The sequence below is a fragment of the Pseudomonas sp. HMSC057H01 genome (assembly GCF_001836405.1).
Lineage (GTDB): Bacteria > Pseudomonadota > Gammaproteobacteria > Pseudomonadales > Pseudomonadaceae > Pseudomonas > Pseudomonas aeruginosa.
In genome coordinates this window covers 237,587-253,900 of sequence record NZ_KV828511.1, presented here as the reverse complement: position 1 = coordinate 253,900, position 16,314 = coordinate 237,587, and the positions used below count along the sequence as shown (strand labels likewise).

The following is a 16,314-nucleotide window of genomic DNA, read 5'->3' as shown; positions in this document are numbered from 1 at the left end:
CTTGAGGGTTTTCGCTCAGGCGAGTGACGAAAGCGGCATAGCCGGGATGGCCCGGCTCAGGTGCTGGCCGGGCGGTTCGGCAGGTGTTCGTAGAGGGTCCGGCAGACCCCGACGATATGTGCCTCGATCAGTGCCGCGGCCTGTTCAGCATCGCCGGCGCGACAGGCGGCGACGATCTCGCGGTGTTCCTGGTCGGCGCGCTGCTTGCCTTCGGACAGGCTCATCTGCATGCGCAGGTAACGTTCCAGCTTGTCGTGGATGGAGCGGATCAGGTTGACCAGGAACGGCCGCTGTGCCGGTTCGTAGAGGCAGGCGTGCAGTTGCCAGTTGAGTTCGGCCCAGCGTCCGACGTTGTCTTCGCCGACGAAGTCGGCGCAGATCGCCTCGGCGCGGGCGAAGGTGGTCTCGTCCATGTTCGGCACCGCCAGGCGGATCGCCTGCGCCTCGAGCAGCACCCGCACTTCGAACATCTGCGCCAGTTCCGGTTCGGAAATACGCGTCACCACCGCGCCCTTGTTGCGCTGGAACAGCACCAGGCCTTCCGCTTCCAGGCGCTTGAGGGCCTCGCGGACGGGAATCTTGCTGACATTGAAGAGTTGCGCGATGTCGTCCTGGCGGATCGGTTCGTCCTCGGCGAAATGCCCGGCGATGATCGCTTCGCGCAGGTGCTTGGCGATGATCTCGGAGGCCGAAGGGGCGATGCCCAGGTTAGGGGCGTTGAGCATGGAGAGAGGCAAGCGGGGCAACCTGCGTGGCGTTGGGAACGTGCGGGATATTGTATACGAACGTTCGGCGGCTGCCGCTGCCGGTTGGCGCCTTCTGCGCAGGCGTGTTGGTCGGCTTCAGTGGGCCTCCGTGGCGCATGTTTCGCAGGGCGAAACGCTCTTCCGGAAAGTTCGCGGAGAGGCTGGACAATAGAAAATTAGCTTGCTAATAATTCGCTCGCTCATGTATTTCGGGGCGTCCGCGATGGCCAAGCCTTCCTTCTTTTCCTCCGACCTGGTGCAGGTGCTGCTGTGCCCGCGCCTGCACGAACTGCAGTTCGCGGTGAAGGCCCTGCTGGCCGGCGGGTTGGCCCTGTACCTGGCCTTCAGCCTGGAGCTGGAGCAGCCGCAATGGGCATTGATGACGGTGTTCGTGGTCAGCCAGCCCTATAGCGGCATGGTCCTGGCCAAGGGCATGTTCCGCCTGATCGGCACCTGCGCCGGTGCGCTGGTGTCCATCGGCATGGTCGCGCTCTATGGTCAGGCGTCGCTGCCCTTCCTCCTGCTGATGGCGCTCTGGCTGGCGTTCTGCACCGCCGGCGCGTCGCTGCTGCACAACCATGCGTCCTACGGTTTCGTCCTGGCCGGCTACACCGCGGCGATCGTCGCCCTGCCGGCCAGCGCCGATCCGGCGACGGTGTTCGACCAGGCGGTGGCCCGCTGCTCGGAGATCGGCCTGGGCATCCTCTGCGCGGCGCTGGTGAATGTACTGCTCTGGCCGCGGCGCCTGGAACGCCAGTTGGCGAACCAGGGCAAGGCGGCCTGGGAGGCCGGCTTGCAGGCGGCCGCGGCGGAGCTGCGCGGCGCCGACGAACGCGGCGAGCTGCTCGCGGCGCTGGGGCGGATCGCCGCGGCGGACGCCCAGCGCGACCACGCCTGGTTCGAGGGCGCACTCGGCCGCGCCCGTTCCCAGGCCTTGCGCGTGCTTGGCCTCGACCTGCTCGGCCTGCTGCGCGCGGCGCGCAAGGTGGCTCGCGAGCGGAGGCTGCTCGATCCGGCCAGCGCGCACGCCTTGCAGCCCTGGCTGGAAGAACTCGAGGCACTGTTGCGCGAGGGCCGCCAGGCCGAGTTCGAGGCCTGCCGGCAGCGCTTGCGCCTGGCGCTGGACGCGGCGCACGGACAGTTGCACCTGTGCCTGGTCTGCCTCGAACGCCTGCTCGGCGAGGCGAGGGCGGCCGGGCGCAGCGTCGAGGCGCTGGTCTATGGCGCGCCCACCCGCCAGGCGCCGGGCGCCATCGCCTGGCACCGGGACATCGAGCGCGGCGTGCTGTTCGGCCTGCGCAGCGCCCTGGCGTTCCTCTGCGTAGCCGCGTTCTGGCTGGCCAGCGCCTGGCCGAGCGGGTTGGGCGCGGTGTCGATCACCGGCGTGGTGCTGAGTCTCTTCGCCAGCCGCGACAACCCGGCCCAGGCCGGCCTGAACTTCCTTCGCGGGATTCTCCTGTCGATCCCGCTGGCCGGCTTCGTCGCACTGTTCTACCTGCCCGGCGTGGACGGCTTCCCGCTGCTCTGCCTGGGCCTGGGCGTACCGCTGTTCTTCGCCGCGCTGTGCGTGAACCGGGCGAGCCTGGCCGGGATCGCCTCGCCGTTCTGCATCTTCTTCGTGAAGAACGTCGCGCCGAGCAACAGCATGAGCTACGACCTCGCGCACTTCCTCAACAACGCCCTGTCGACGGTGCTCGGGGTGGCCTTCGCCGTGCTGGTGTTCAACCTGGTCAGCCTGCGGCCGGGCGAACGCCATTACCGGCGCATGCTGCAGGCCACCCTCGGCGACCTGGCGCGGCTCACCCTGCGCTCGCCGGCGCAGGCCGAGGCCTGGTTCGGCGGGCGCACCGCGGATCGCCTGATCCGCCTGGCGCAGCGCTACGACCGTTTACCGGAGGGGCGCCGCCAGCCCTGGTCGGACGGCCTGATGGGACTCGACTTCGGCGACGAGCTGCTCTACCTGCGGCAGTGCCTGGAGGAGGTCCCGGCGTCCCTGGCGCAGGCCCGCGACCGCTACCTGCGGCGCCTGCGCCTGGCGCTGCTGGGCGATGGCCCGCGGGCCGAGCGTGAACACGCCCTCGACCCGCCGACCGCGCGCCTGCTCAAGGCCCTGGCCGCCAGCCCGCTGGCCGGCAGCGAACGCGGCGAGCTGGCCGGCGCCGCGCTGGTGCAGTTGCAGGCCACCTGGCGGCAGTGGTGCCGCAGCCATGCTCCGGCCGGGACGGCGCTGCGCGCGGACCCGCTCCCCGGAGCCGGGCGCTAGTTCTGCGGTGGCCGCCCACATTGACCGCGCAAGCCCCGAACCACTAAGCTGCGCGCCTTGCGACAGGTGCCCCGCAAGGGGTGAAACAGGGAAGCTGGTGCGTTCCGTCGGAACCAGGCCAGCGCTGCCCCCGCAACGGTAGGCGAATCAGACAGCCGCTCGATGACCACTGTGCTCCGGCATGGGAAGGCGCGGCTGGAAGCGTCCAGCGCTTCGCTCGCGAGCCCGGAGACCGGCCTGACGCACCCACGGCATCGCGGAGGGCGCTGTCGGACGTCTCCTGCCGTCGCTTCGTCCTCCGTCTGCCTCAACCCAGGTCGCGCGGGTGAGAGCGACGGAGCAGCGCAGAGCATGAACAGAGTTTTCCTGACCCCGGCAGCCGTGGCGCTGTGCGGCGCGTCTTCCCTGAGCCTGGCCGAACCGGTCAGCCTTGTCGACCAGGTGGTGACCGCCACCCGTACCGCCCAGACCGCTTCCCAGAGCCTGGCGGCGGTGAGCGTCATCGACCGCGAGGATATCGAGCGCAGCCAGGCGCGCAGCGTGCCGGAGCTGTTGCGCCAGGTACCCGGCGTGTCGCTGGCGAACAACGGCGGTTTCGGCAAGAACACCACGCTGTTCCTGCGCGGCACCGAGTCCGACCATGTGCTGGTGCTGATCGACGGCATCAAGGTCGGCTCGGCCAGCGCCGGCCTCACCGCGTTCCAGGACTTGCCGGTGGAGCTGATCGAGCGCATCGAGGTGGTCCGCGGGCCGCGTTCCAGCCTGTACGGCTCGGAGGCCATCGGCGGGGTGATCCAGATCTTCACCCGGCGCGGCGACGGCCAGGGCGCCAAGCCGTTCTTCTCCGCCGGTTACGGCACCCATCAGACCCTGGAGGGCAGCGCCGGGGTCAGCGGCGGCGCTGGCAACGGCTGGTACAGCCTCGGGGTGAGCAGTTTCGATACGGCGGGGATCAACACCAAGCGCGCCGGTACTGCGGGCTATGAGCCAGACCGAGACGGCTACCGCAACCTGTCCGGCAACCTGCGCGGCGGCTATCGCTTCGACAATGGCCTGGAACTCGACGGCACCCTGCTCAGGGCCAAGTCGCACAACGACTATGACCAGGTCTTCGGCAACTCCGGTTTCAATGCCAACGCCGACGGCGAGCAGAACCTGGTCGGCGGCCGTGCCCGCTTCACTCCGTTCGATCCCTGGCTGGTGACCCTCCAGGCCGGGCGCAGCGAGGACAAGGCCGATGCCTATCAGGATGGCCGTTTCTACTCGCGCTTCGATACCCGTCGCGACAGCCTGTCCTGGCAGAACGACCTGACCCTGGCCGAAGGCCATGTGCTGACCCTCGGCTACGACTGGCAGAAGGACGAGATCAGCAGCAGCGAAGCCTTCAGCGTCGACTCGCGGCTGAACAAAGGCTGGTTCGCCCAGTACCTCGGCCGGTACGGTCGCCAGGATTGGCAACTGAGCCTGCGCCGCGACGACAACCAGCAGTTCGGCGTGCACGATACCGGCAGCGCCGCCTGGGGCTACGCGCTGAGCGACGCGCTGCGCTTCACCGTCAGCTACGGCACGGCGTTCAAGGCGCCGACCTTCAACGAACTCTACTACCCCGACTACGGCAATCCCGACCTGGACGCCGAGACTTCGCGCAGCCTGGAAGTCGGGCTGAGCGGTACGCATGGCTGGGGGCACTGGGCGGTGAATGCCTTCCGTACCAACGTCGACGACCTGATCGGCAACGATCCGCGTCCGGCGCCGGGGCGCCCCTGGGGGCAGCCGAACAACATCGACGAAGCGCGCATCCGTGGCGTCGAACTGGTCCTCGGCAGCCAGTGGCTGGGCTGGGACTGGAACGCCAACGCAACCTTCCTCGACCCGCAAAACCGTTCCGGCGGCGTCAACGACGGCAACGAGCTGCCGCGCCGGGCGCGGCGGATGTTCAACCTGGAACTGGACCGGCGCTTCGAGCGTCTTTCGCTGGGCGCCAGCGTGCACGCCGAAGGCCGACGCTATGATGACCCGGCCAACAAGGTGCGCCTGGGCGGCTACGCCACCCTCGACCTGCGCAGCGAGTACCGGCTGAACGACGAATGGCGCCTGCAGGGCCGGATCGCCAACCTGTTCGGTGCCGACTACGAAACCGCGTATGGCTACAACCAGCCTGGCCAGGCGGTCTACCTCAGCGTGCGCTACCAGGCCCTGTGAGGCCGGGTATTTCGAATGAACGAGGCGACGGCGCGGCCGCGTCGCCGCAAGGAGTGATCGACGATGAACGAATCCCCCGAGAAGGACCAGCGCCACCGCGAGCGGATGGAGCGCAAGAAGGCCGTGGTCGACGAGAAGATCGCCCAGGCCCGCGACGAACGCGGCGTGCTCCTGGTGCATAGCGGCAACGGCAAGGGCAAGAGCAGCTCGGCCTTCGGCATGGTCGCGCGGGCCCTGGGCCATGGCATGAAGGTCGGTGTCGTGCAGTTCATCAAGGGCGCCGCCAGCACCGGCGAGGAAGCCTTCTTCCGGCGCTTCCCCGAGGAAGTCAGCTATCACGTGATGGGCGAGGGCTTCACCTGGGAGACCCAGGACCGCCAGCGCGACATCGCCAAGGCCGAGGCGGCCTGGAAGGTCGCCGCGCAATTGCTGGCCGACCCGGACGTTGGCCTGGTGGTGCTGGACGAACTGAACATCGCCCTCAAGCACGGCTACCTGGAACTGGACAGGGTCCTCGCCGACATCCAGGCGCGCCCGGCCATGCAGCATGTGGTGGTGACCGGTCGCGGCGCGCAGCCGGGGATGATCGAGGCCGCCGACACGGTGACCGAGATGAGCCTGGTCAAGCACGCGTTCAAGGCCGGGATCAAGGCGCAGAAAGGAGTGGAGTTCTGATGCCGGCGCCATGCGCGGAGACGCTTCGCCCATGACCCAGGCACGCTGTCCGGCCCTGCTGATCGCCGCCCCGGCCTCCGGCCAGGGCAAGACCACCGTCACCGCCGCCCTGGCCCGCCTGCATGCGCGCCAGGGGCGACGGGTGCGGGTGTTCAAGTGCGGGCCGGACTTCCTCGACCCGATGATTCTCGCCCGCGCCTCCGGCGCGCCGGTCTACCAGCTCGACCTGTGGATGGTCGGCGAGGCCGAAGCGCGACGCCTGCTGGCGCGGGCCGCCGGCGAGGCCGACCTGATCCTCATCGAAGGGGTGATGGGCCTGTTCGATGGCAACCCCTCGGCGGCAGACCTGGCGCGGCGTTTCGGCGTGCCGGTGCTGGGGGTGATCAACGGCGCGGCGATGGCCCAGACCTTCGGCGCCCTGGCCTACGGCCTGGCGCATTTCCAGCCGGACCTGCCGTTTTCCGGAGTGCTCGGCAACCGCGTCGGTAGCCAGCGCCACAGCGACATCCTGCGCGATTGCCTGCCGCCTGGCATGCGCTGGTTCGGCGGCCTGCCGCGCTCGGCCGAGTTCGAACTGCCGAGCCGCCACCTGGGCCTGGTCCAGGCCGAGGAACTGGCCGATCTCGATGTGCGCCTGGACGCCGCCGCCGACGCCTTGCGGGCCAGCGCCGAGACCGACCTGCCGGAGCCGGTGACCTTCGAGGTGCCCGCTCCGGCGCCGCTGCAACGCAGCCTGGAAGGCGTGCGCATCGGCGTGGCTCGCGATGCCTCGTTCGCCTTCCTCTACCAGGCCAATCTCGACCTGCTGCGCGAACTCGGCGCCGAACTGGCGTTCTTCTCGCCGCTGCAGGACCAGGCGTTGCCCGCCGTGGACAGCCTGTATCTGCCGGGCGGCTACCCCGAACTGCACCTGGGGCGCCTGCAGGGCAATCGCGCCATGGCCGAGGCGATCCGAGCCCACCATGCCGCCGGCAAGCCGCTGCTGGCCGAGTGCGGCGGCATGCTCTACCTGCTCGACTGCCTGGAAGACGCCGACGGCGAGCGCGGCGAACTGCTCGGCCTGCTGCCGGGCCGGGCGCGCCTGCAGAAGCGCCTGACCGCCCTGGCCTTGCAGGAGGTCGAGCTGCCGGAAGGGCGGCTGCGCGGGCATACCTTCCATCACTCGACCCTCGACTGCGCCGTCGAGCCTCTGGCCCGTGGCGTCTGCCCGAACGGCCGGAACACGGCGGAGGCGGTGTTCCGTCTTGGCCGGCTGACGGCTTCCTATATCCATTTCTACCTGCCTTCCAACCCGCAGGCCGCCGCCGCGTTGCTGGCGCCCGCGCGAGACGCCGACTGACATGTCCGATTCTTCCCACGCCTTCAGCGCCACGGAACGCGCCGCCGTCTACCGGGCCATCGCCGAGCGCCGCGACATGCGCCACTTCAGCGGCGGCAGCGTGGCGCCGGAGCTGCTCGCGCGGCTGCTGGAGGCCGCACACCAGGCGCCCAGCGTCGGCCTGATGCAACCCTGGCGCTTCATCCGTATCACCGAGCCGGCGTTGCGGCGGGCCATCCACGGGCTGGTCGAGGAGGAACGCGGACGCACCGCCGAAGCCCTCGGCGAGCGCTCCGACGAGTTCATGCGGCTCAAGGTCGAGGGCGTGCTGGATTGCGCCGAACTGCTGGTCGCCGCCCTGATGGACGACCGCGAACGCCATGTGTTCGGTCGCCGGACCCTGCCGCAGATGGACCTGGCGTCGCTCGCCTGCGCGATCCAGAACCTCTGGCTGGCCAGTCGCGCCGAGGGCCTGGGGATGGGCTGGGTATCGCTGTTCGATCCGGCCGCGCTGGGCGAGTTGCTCGGCCTGCCGCCCGGCAGCGAGGCGGTGGCGGTGCTCTGCCTGGGCCCGGTGGCGGAGTTCTACCCGGCGCCGATGCTGGCGCTGGAGGGTTGGAGCGAACCGCGTCCGCTGGCCGAGCTGGTCTACCAGAACCGTTGGGGCGAGCGAGCATGAGCGCACTGCTGGGTATCCTCGGCGTGGCGCTGGATGCGCGCTTCGGCGAGCCGCAGGGCTGGCACCCGCTGGTCGCCTTCGGCCGCCTGGCCGATCGCCTGGAGCGCCGTTTCAACCGCTCGCGCCTGGCCGGCGAGGGCGATCCCGGGGTCGGCTGGCGCAGCCACGGGGTGACCGCCTGGGTCCTCGCGGTACTGCCGCTGACCCTGCTGGCCTGGGCGCTCGCTGAACTTCCCTACCTCGGCTGGCTGGTCCAGGCCCTGGCGCTGTACGCCGCGCTCGGCCTGCGCAGCCTCGGCGAGCACGCCGAACCGGTGGCACTGGCCTTGCGCGCCGGCGACCTGGACGAGGCGCGGCGACGTGTCGGCTACCTGGTCAGCCGCGATACCCGCGAGCTGGACCAGGCCGGGGTCGCCCGCGCGGCCACCGAATCGGTACTGGAGAACGGCAGCGACGCGGTCTACGCCGCGCTGTTCTGGTTCGCCGTGGCCGGCGCGCCGGGGGTGGTGCTGTATCGCCTGAGCAATACCCTGGACGCGATGTGGGGCTACCGCAACGCGCGCTTCGAGCGCTTCGGCTGGGCCGCGGCGAAGATCGACGACATCCTCAACTACCTGCCGGCGCGGCTGGTGGCGCTGACCTACGCGCTGCTCGGCGGCACCCGCCAGGCCCTGCGCTGCTGGCGCGAGCAGGCGCCGCAATGGGACAGCCCCAACGCCGGCCCGGTGATGGCCGCCGGCGCCGGTGCGCTGGGGGTTTCCCTGGGCGGCGCGGCGATCTACCACGGCGAGCTGCACCAGCGGCCGCTCCTCGGCAGCGGCCCGCAGCCGCAGGGCCGCGACATCTATCGGGCCCTGGCGCTGGTACGCCAGGGCGTGCTGCTCTGGCTGCTGGTGCTGGCCGGACTCTGGGCCATGGGGTGGCTGCATGCTTGAACACGGAGGGCGGTTGCGCGAGGCGGCGCGCCGCTACGACATTCCGCTGGCGGACTGGCTGGACCTGTCCACCGGCATCGCGCCCTGGCCGTTTCCGCTGCCGGCGATCCCCGAGCAGGCCTGGACCCGCCTGCCGGAGAGCGACGACGGCCTGGAAGCCGCCGCCTGCCTCTACTACGGCGCCGAACGGGTATTGCCGCTGGCCGGCAGCCAGGCGGCGATCCAGGCCCTGCCAAGGTTGCGGCGGGGCGGGCGGGTCGGCGTCCTGTCGCCGTGCTACGCCGAGCACGCCCACGCCTGGCGCCAGGCCGGGCACCTGGTGCGGGAGATCGGCGAGGCCGAGGTCGAGCCCTATCTCGACAGCCTCGACGTGCTGCTGGTGGTCAACCCGAACAACCCCACCGGGCGGGTCTTCGAGCCCGCCGAGCTGCTGGCCTGGCATGCCCGCCTGCAACGTCGCGGCGGCTGGCTGCTGGTCGACGAGGCGTTCATGGACTGCACCCCGCAGTCGAGCCTGGCGGCCTGCAGCAACCGGCCCGGATTGATCGTGCTGCGCTCGTTCGGCAAGTTCTTCGGCCTGGCCGGCGCGCGGCTCGGCTTCGCCCTCGGCGAACGGCCGCTGTTGCAGGCGCTGGCCGAGCAGCTCGGTCCGTGGACGGTCAATGGCCCGGTGCGCCATGTGGCCCAGAGCGCCTTGCGCGACCGCCAGCAACAGCGCCAGCAGCGCGAGCGCCTGCTGGCCGCCAGCCAGCGCCTGGAGGAACTGCTGCGCCGCCACGGCTGGCCGCCGGCGGGCGGCAGCGCGCTGTTCCAGCGCCTGGTCGATCCACGCTGCGCGGCGTTGCACGACTACCTGGCACGGCGCGGCATCCTCACCCGCCAGTTCGAGCAGCCGGCCAGCCTGCGCCTCGGCCTGCCCGCCGACGAGGCCGCCTGGGCCCGGCTCGATGCCGCGCTGCTCGGCTTCAAGGAGCCTGCTCATGAGTGATCGCGGACGGACCCTGATGGTCCAGGGCACCACCTCGGACGCCGGCAAGAGCACCCTGGTGACCGCGCTGTGCCGCTGGCTGGCCCGGCGCGGCGTCGCGGTGGTGCCGTTCAAGCCGCAGAACATGGCGCTGAACAGCGCGGTCACCGCCGACGGCGGCGAGATCGGCCGCGCCCAGGCGGTCCAGGCCCAGGCCTGCCGGCTGGCGCCGCACACCGACATGAACCCGGTGCTGCTCAAGCCGAACACCGACATCGGCGCCCAGGTGATCATCCATGGCCGCGCGGTGACCAGCATGGACGCCGCCGCCTACCACGACTACAAGCGCGTGGCGATGGAAGCGGTGCTGGCTTCCCATGGGCGGCTCGCCGCCGCCTACCGGGTGGTGATGGTGGAGGGCGCCGGCTCGCCGGCGGAGATCAACCTGCGCGCCAACGACATCGCCAACATGGGCTTCGCCGAAGCGGTGGATTGCCCGGTGATCCTGGTCGCCGATATCGACCGCGGCGGGGTCTTCGCCCACCTGGTCGGCACCCTGGAACTGCTCTCCGACTCGGAGCGGGAGCGGGTCAAGGGCTTCGTCATCAATCGCTTCCGCGGCGACATCGCCCTGCTGCAACCCGGCCTCGACTGGCTGGAGGCGCGCACCGGCAAGCCGGTGCTCGGCGTGCTGCCCTATGTCAGCGACCTGCACCTGGAGGCGGAGGACGCCATCGACACGCGCCAGGCGGCCAAGGTCGGGCCGCGCCTGAAGGTGGTGGTGCCGGTGCTGCCGAGGATCAGCAACCACACCGATTTCGATCCGCTGCGCCTGCACCCCCAGGTCGAGTTGAGCTTCGTCGGCCCCGGCCAGGCGCTGCCGTCGGCGGACCTGATCGTCCTGCCCGGCTCGAAGAGCGTGCGCGCCGACCTCGCGGCGCTGCGCGAGCGTGGCTGGGACGAGGCGATCCTCCGTCACCTGCGCTACGGCGGTCGCCTGCTGGGGATCTGCGGCGGCCTGCAGATGCTCGGCGAGCGCCTGCACGATCCGCTCGGCCTGGAAGGCGCGGCCGGCAGCAGCGCTGGCCTCGGCCTGCTGGCGTTGGAAACGACCCTGGAGGCGGACAAGCAATTGCGCAACGTACAGGGCCGCCTGAGCCTGGAGGACGCGCCGCTGTCGGGCTACGAGATCCATGCAGGGGTCACTCGTGGCGAGGCCCTGGCGCGGCCGGCGGTGGTGCTCGACGATGGCCGCGCGGATGGTGCCCGCAGCGTCGACGGGAACGTCATGGGCACCTACCTGCACGGCCTGTTCGAATCCACCGCGGCCTGTTCGGCGCTGCTGCGCTGGGCCGGCCTGCGCGAGGTCCAGGCGGTGGACTACCAGGCCTTGCGCGAACGCGACATCGAGCGGCTCGCCGACCTGGTCGAGCGCAACCTGGATACCGGGCGATTGCTCGCCCTCTGCGGAGAACCCCATGCGTGACCTGATCCTTGGCGGCGCCCGTTCCGGCAAGAGCCGCCTGGCCGAGCGCCTGGCCGCCGAGAGCGGGCTGGCGGTGAGCTACATCGCCACCGCCCAGGCCGGCGACGGCGAAATGGGCCGGCGCATCGCCGAGCACCGCGCGCGCCGCCCGGCCCACTGGCGAACCCTGGAAGAGCCCCTGGCGCTGGCGGCGACGCTGCGCAGCGAGGCCGAGGCCGGACGCTGCCTGCTGGTCGACTGCCTGACCCTGTGGCTGACCAACCTGCTGCTCTGCGACGATCCCCAGCGTCTCGACGGCGAGCGCGAGGCGCTGCTGGAATGTCTCGGCGAGCTGCCGGGGCGGATCATCCTGGTCAGCAACGAAACCGGGCTCGGCGTGGTGCCGCTGGGCGAACTCAGCCGGCGCTACGTCGACGAGGCCGGCTGGCTGCACCAGGCCCTCGCCGAACGCTGCGAACGGGTGACCTTCACCGTCGCCGGCCTGCCCATGCCGTTGAAAGGAGAACCGCTATGAGTCTGCAATGGTGGCGCGACACCTGCCGCGAGGCGGACCCGCAGATGCGCCGGCGCGCGGCCGAACGCCAGGACCGGTTGACCAAGCCGCGCGGCTCGCTGGGCCGCCTGGAGCAGGTGGCGATCGACCTGGCGGCGTTGCAGGGGCGCGAACGACCGAGCCTGGAGAGGCTCTGGGTGACGGTCTTCGCCGGCGACCACGGGGTAGTCGCCGAGGGCGTCTCGGCCTATCCGCAGGCGGTCACCGGCGAGATGCTGCGCAACTTCGTCCGCGGCGGCGCGGCGATCAGCGTGCTGGCGCGCGAACTCGGCGCCGGCCTGGAGGTGGTCGACCTGGGCACCGCCGTCCCCCTGGAAGCCTTGCCCGGCGTGCGCCACCTGCGCCTGGCGGCGGGTACCGCGAACTTCGTCGAGGCCCCGGCGATGGGCGCCGAACAGTGCCTGCTGGCGCTCGAGGCCGGGCGCGAAAGCGTGCGCCGCGCCGAGCAGGCCGGCAGCCAGCTGTTCATCGGCGGCGAGATGGGCATCGGCAATACCACCGCGGCGGCGGCCATGGCCTGCGCGCTGCTGGATGCGCCGGTGAGCGCGCTGGTCGGGCCGGGAACCGGGCTGGACGCCAGCGGCGTGGCGCACAAGACCGCGGTGATCGAGCGCGCCCTGGCCCTGCACGGCGCCCATCGCGCCGACCCCTTCGAAACCCTCCGCCGTCTCGGTGGGCTGGAGATCGCCGCGCTGGCCGGCGCCTACCTGGCCTGCGCGCAGAAAGGCATGGTTGCCCTGGTCGACGGCTACATCTGCAGCGTCGCGGCGCTCTGCGCGGTGCGCCTGAACCCGGCCTGCCGCGACTGGCTGCTGTTCGCCCACAGTGGTGCCGAGCCGGGCCATCGGCATGTGCTCGAAGCCCTGGCGGCGCAACCGCTGCTCGACCTCGGCTTGCGCCTGGGCGAGGGCAGCGGCGCGGCGCTGGCGGTGCCGCTGCTGCGCCAGGCCTGCGCGCTGCACGCGGGGATGGCGACCTTCGCCGAAGCGGCGGTCTCGGACCGCCCGGCATGAGCCTGCGCCTGGACCTCCTGCGGCATGGCGAAACCGAGTCCGGCGGCGGTTTCCGTGGCAGCCTCGACGACGCCTTGACCGCGCGTGGCTGGGCGCAGATGCGCACGGCGGTGGAAGGCGGACGCTGGGACCTGCTGGTCAGCTCGCCATTGCAACGTTGCCGCGCCTTCGCCGAGGAACTGGCGCAGCGCCAGGGGATCGAGCTGGAACTGGAAAACGATCTGCGCGAACTGCATTTCGGCGATTGGGAGGGGCGCTCGGCGGCCAGCCTGATGGACGGCCACAGCGAGGCGCTCGGCCGCTTCTGGGCCGATCCCTACGTCTTTACCCCGCCGGGCGGCGAGCCGCTGTCCGAGTTCGAGGCGCGGGTGCTGGCCGCCCAGCGACGCCTGCGCCAGCGTCACGCCGGCCGTCGTGTGCTGCTGGTGACCCATGGCGGCGTCATCCGTCTGTTGCTCGCTCGCGCCCGTGGCTTGCCGCGCGAGCGCTTGCTGCAGGTGGACGTCGGTCATGGCGCACTGTTCGGCCTGCGCGCCGGAGAGGGCGACGATCGCTGGCACGAATGCCGGGAAGGGGAATAGCCATGCGCGAAGCCTTGCGCTCACTGCTGGTCGCCTTGCAGTTCCTCACCCGCCTGCCGGTGCGCCTGTCGGCGATGCCGACGCCGGAACAGTTCGGCCGCGCGGTGCTCTGCTATCCACTGGTCGGGGTGCTGATCGGCGTTGTGCTGTACGCCGCGGCGCGGTCGCTCGACGGTACGCCGCCGCTGTTGCAGGCAGCCTTGCTGCTGAGCCTGTGGGTGGCGCTGAGCGGCGCGCTGCACCTGGACGGCCTGGCCGACATGGCGGACGCCTGGGTCGGCGGGCTGGGCGACCGCGAGCGGACCCTGGCGATCATGAAGGACCCGCGCAGCGGCCCGGTGGCGGTGGTGGTCCTGGTACTGGTCCTGTTGTTGAAGTTCTCCGCCCTGGCGGCGCTGCTCGGCCAGGGAGAGGCCGGGTTGTTGCCGCTGGCCCCGTGGCTGGCGCGCAGCAGCCTGCCGCTGCTGTTCCTGACCACGCCCTACGCGCGCCCCGGCGGCCTCGGCCAGGCCATCGCCGAGCACCTGCCGGCGCGCAGCCTGCCGTGGGTGCTGGGGGGGAGTTTCGGCCTGGCCCTGGCGTTCGGCCTGGCCGGCCTGCTGGCGTTGCTGGTGACGCTGATGCTCTTCGCCTGGCTGCGCAGCCGTTTCCTCGCGCGCCTCGGTGGCACCACCGGGGACACCGCCGGCGCGCTGGTCGAACTTACCGAGTGTGCGGTGCTGGTGGCGCTGGCTCTGTAGCCGGACGCGGCTGGCGCAGGACCGCCATGGCGCTGAGGAAGAGCAGCGCGGCGGCGGCCAGCAGCACGGCGACGAAGGCCTGGTCGAAAGCCTGCCGGGCAAGCTCGACGAGCCGCGACGCGACCTCCGGCGCCAGGCCCTCGGCGACCAACAGGGCGTCGTCGAGGCTGTCGCGGACCCGCGCCGGCAGCTCGGCCGAGGGCAGCCTCAGCGACATCCCGTAGACGAAACTCATCAGGCTGCCGAGCAGGGTCACGCCGATCACCCCGCCCAGTTCGTAGGACACGTCTTCGATGGCGGCCGCCATTCCGGAACTCTGTTCGTCCACGTTGAGCATCACCGCGGTGGAGGCGGCGGTCATCGCGCCGCCGAAGCCGACGCCGAGCAGCACCAGGCTGGCCAGTTGCGCTCCGGTGGCGGACTGGTAGGACAGGGCCAGGCCGAGCAATCCGGCGCTGCCGAGCAGCAGGGAGGCGCACATCACCCGGTTCTCGCCCCAGCGCGGCACCAGCCAGCCGGCCAGCGGCCCGACCACCAGCGAGGCCAGCGGGATCGGCAGGACGAACAGGCCGGCCTTCAGCGGCGTCAGGCCCTGCACCAGTTGCAGGTGCTGGCTGAACACCAGTTCCATGCCGACCAGCGCCATGGTCGCCACCAGGGCCACCGCGACGCCGCGGGCGAAGCGCCGGTTGCGGAACAGCGCGAAGTCGATCATCGGTTCGCGGGCGCGGCGCTGGCGGCGGACGAACAGGTACAGGCAGAGCATGCCGCCGAGCGCGGCCAGGACGGCCAGCCCGAAGTCCGGGGCGCGTGTGCTGAGTTCCTTGATCGCATACACCACCCCGACCAGGCCGAACATCACCTGCAGCGAGCCGAGGGCGTCCCATGGGCGCCGCGACTGGCCGCCGCAGGCCGGGATGGCCGGCAGCGCCAGCAACAAAGCGACGACCACCACCGGGACGTTGATGAGGAACACCGAGCCCCACCAGAAGAACTCCAGCAGCACGCCGCCGACCACCGGCCCCAGCGCCGCGCCGGCAGAGGCGACGGAGGCCCAGATGCCGATGGCCAGGGCGCGTTCGCGTTCGTCCTGGAAGACATGGCGGACGATCGACAGGGTCGCCGGCATCATCAGTGCCGCGCCCACCGCCAACCCGGCGCGGGCGGCGATCAGCGCCGCGGCGCTGGGGGCGAAGGCGGCGCACAGCGAGGCCAGGCCGAACAGCGGCAGGCCGGCGAGGAACAGCCGCTTGTGGCCAAGGCGGTCGCTGAGCAAGCCGGCGCCGGGCAGCAGGCCGGCGACCACCAGCGGATAGGCGTTGACGATCCAGAGCTTCTCCGCGGCCGTCGCACCGAGGTCGTGGGTCAGGCGCGGCAGGGCCGTGTAGAGCACGGTCATGTCGATGATGATGAGGAACAGGGCGCTGGAGACGATGGCCAGGACCAGCCAGCGGTTCTGCCGGAACATGGGATAACCTCTGTGGCGAACGGTTCTTCGCTCGCCGTGGATAACGGGAATTGCGCGCCACGGGCGGACGCGTGAAAATATAAATACATACGTATGGATTTAAACTCAAGAGGTAGCCATGGGACGCCGACGAACGATCGACCGCGACCAGTTGCTCGATGCCGCCGAGGCGGTGATCGCCCGCGAGGGCGCGGCCGGCCTGACCATCGATGCGGTGGCGAAGGAAATGGGCATCACCAAGGGCGGCGTGCAGTACTGCTTCGGTACCAAGGACGCGCTGATCGACGCGATCTTCGAGCGCTGGGGCAAGGCCTACGACAGCCTGTTCGAAGCGGTGGCGGGGAAGCAGCCGACGCCGCTGACGCGGGTTCGCGCGCATGCCGAGGCGACCCAGCGTTCGGACGAGTTGTCCAGCAGCAAGGCGGCGGCGCTGATGGCGGCGCTGATCCAGACGCCCGAGCACCTGGAGGGCAGCAACCAGTGGTATCGCAGCCGGTTGGAAGGCCTGGACCTGTCCGCACCCGAGGGGCGCCGTGCGCGCCTGGCGTTCCTGGCGGTGGAGGGCGCCTTCATGTTGCGCTACTTCCGCCTGATGGACATTGGCCAGGACGAGTGGGACTCGATGCTCGACGACGTTCGTGCGTTGTTGCTGACGGCGGCTGGCGCCAGCGGAGACTGAGGCTCCGCT

The 16,314-nt window shown here is 70.8% G+C and carries 15 protein-coding genes and 1 riboswitch; of the genes, 13 read left to right on the top strand and 2 right to left on the bottom strand.

What is annotated here, in order from left to right; translation table 11 throughout:
- Positions 1-56 precede the first annotated feature (56 nt).
- Positions 57-725 carry a GntR family transcriptional regulator gene (locus HMPREF2581_RS24020; protein WP_003140417.1) on the bottom strand — a complete coding sequence of 223 codons (669 nt, stop codon included), beginning with the start codon at positions 723-725 and terminating at the stop codon, positions 57-59.
- Positions 726-969: 244 nt separating this feature from the next.
- On the opposite strand from HMPREF2581_RS24020, the gene HMPREF2581_RS24015 reads away from it, so the two are divergent.
- The 12 genes from HMPREF2581_RS24015 (at position 970) to HMPREF2581_RS23960 (ending at position 14,158) form a co-directional block, all read left to right on the top strand.
- Positions 970-3,009, top strand: a complete 2,040-nt coding sequence (locus HMPREF2581_RS24015) for an FUSC family protein (RefSeq protein ID WP_003123102.1) — start codon at positions 970-972, stop codon at positions 3,007-3,009.
- Between the two features lie 47 nt (positions 3,010-3,056).
- Positions 3,057-3,265: riboswitch (cobalamin riboswitch) on the top strand.
- 95 nt (positions 3,266-3,360) lie between these two features.
- Positions 3,361-5,211 (top strand): TonB-dependent vitamin B12 receptor, encoded by a 1,851-nt coding sequence (gene btuB / locus HMPREF2581_RS24010; protein WP_003140414.1) that lies wholly within the window; start codon positions 3,361-3,363, stop codon positions 5,209-5,211.
- Between the two features lie 63 nt (positions 5,212-5,274).
- A complete protein-coding gene (gene cobO / locus HMPREF2581_RS24005; protein WP_003086769.1) occupies positions 5,275-5,886 on the top strand; it encodes a cob(I)yrinic acid a,c-diamide adenosyltransferase in 612 nt (203 codons plus the stop codon).
- A gap of 31 nt (positions 5,887-5,917) precedes the next feature.
- Positions 5,918-7,225, top strand: a complete 1,308-nt coding sequence (locus tag HMPREF2581_RS24000) for a cobyrinic acid a,c-diamide synthase CobB (RefSeq protein ID WP_003086772.1) — start codon at positions 5,918-5,920, stop codon at positions 7,223-7,225.
- Position 7,226: 1 nt separating this feature from the next.
- Positions 7,227-7,883: a 5,6-dimethylbenzimidazole synthase gene (gene bluB, locus HMPREF2581_RS23995; protein ID WP_003082592.1), complete on the top strand. Its 657-nt coding sequence runs from the start codon at positions 7,227-7,229 to the stop codon at positions 7,881-7,883.
- Positions 7,880-8,818 carry an adenosylcobinamide-phosphate synthase CbiB gene (cbiB, locus tag HMPREF2581_RS23990; protein WP_003111871.1) on the top strand — a complete coding sequence of 313 codons (939 nt, stop codon included), beginning with the start codon at positions 7,880-7,882 and terminating at the stop codon, positions 8,816-8,818. Before bluB ends, cbiB begins: the two co-directional genes overlap by 4 nt.
- Positions 8,811-9,806: a threonine-phosphate decarboxylase CobD gene (cobD, locus tag HMPREF2581_RS23985; protein WP_003133501.1), complete on the top strand. Its 996-nt coding sequence runs from the start codon at positions 8,811-8,813 to the stop codon at positions 9,804-9,806. The genes cbiB and cobD overlap by 8 nt, the downstream gene beginning before the upstream one ends.
- Positions 9,799-11,271: a cobyric acid synthase gene (locus tag HMPREF2581_RS23980; RefSeq protein ID WP_003112202.1), complete on the top strand. Its 1,473-nt coding sequence runs from the start codon at positions 9,799-9,801 to the stop codon at positions 11,269-11,271. The genes cobD and HMPREF2581_RS23980 overlap by 8 nt, the downstream gene beginning before the upstream one ends.
- Positions 11,264-11,785: a bifunctional adenosylcobinamide kinase/adenosylcobinamide-phosphate guanylyltransferase gene (cobU, locus tag HMPREF2581_RS23975; protein WP_003140411.1), complete on the top strand. Its 522-nt coding sequence runs from the start codon at positions 11,264-11,266 to the stop codon at positions 11,783-11,785. Before HMPREF2581_RS23980 ends, cobU begins: the two co-directional genes overlap by 8 nt.
- Positions 11,782-12,837, top strand: a complete 1,056-nt coding sequence (cobT, locus tag HMPREF2581_RS23970) for a nicotinate-nucleotide--dimethylbenzimidazole phosphoribosyltransferase (RefSeq protein WP_003082601.1) — start codon at positions 11,782-11,784, stop codon at positions 12,835-12,837. The genes cobU and cobT overlap by 4 nt, the downstream gene beginning before the upstream one ends.
- Positions 12,834-13,418, top strand: coding sequence for an alpha-ribazole phosphatase family protein (cobC, locus tag HMPREF2581_RS23965; RefSeq protein WP_003109283.1), 585 nt, complete (start codon positions 12,834-12,836; stop codon positions 13,416-13,418). Before cobT ends, cobC begins: the two co-directional genes overlap by 4 nt.
- Positions 13,419-13,420: 2 nt before the next feature.
- Positions 13,421-14,158 carry an adenosylcobinamide-GDP ribazoletransferase gene (locus tag HMPREF2581_RS23960; RefSeq protein ID WP_003109282.1) on the top strand — a complete coding sequence of 246 codons (738 nt, stop codon included), beginning with the start codon at positions 13,421-13,423 and terminating at the stop codon, positions 14,156-14,158.
- Here HMPREF2581_RS23960 and HMPREF2581_RS23955 read toward each other — a convergent pair.
- Positions 14,121-15,626 (bottom strand): MFS transporter, encoded by a 1,506-nt coding sequence (locus tag HMPREF2581_RS23955; RefSeq protein ID WP_003109280.1) that lies wholly within the window; start codon positions 15,624-15,626, stop codon positions 14,121-14,123. The two genes, HMPREF2581_RS23960 and HMPREF2581_RS23955, sit on opposite strands and share 38 nt — an antisense overlap.
- A 118-nt stretch (positions 15,627-15,744) precedes the next feature.
- Here HMPREF2581_RS23955 and HMPREF2581_RS23950 point away from each other — a divergent pair, with 118 nt between their 5' ends.
- Positions 15,745-16,305: a TetR/AcrR family transcriptional regulator gene (locus HMPREF2581_RS23950; RefSeq protein ID WP_003109279.1), complete on the top strand. Its 561-nt coding sequence runs from the start codon at positions 15,745-15,747 to the stop codon at positions 16,303-16,305.
- Positions 16,306-16,314 lie beyond the last annotated feature (9 nt).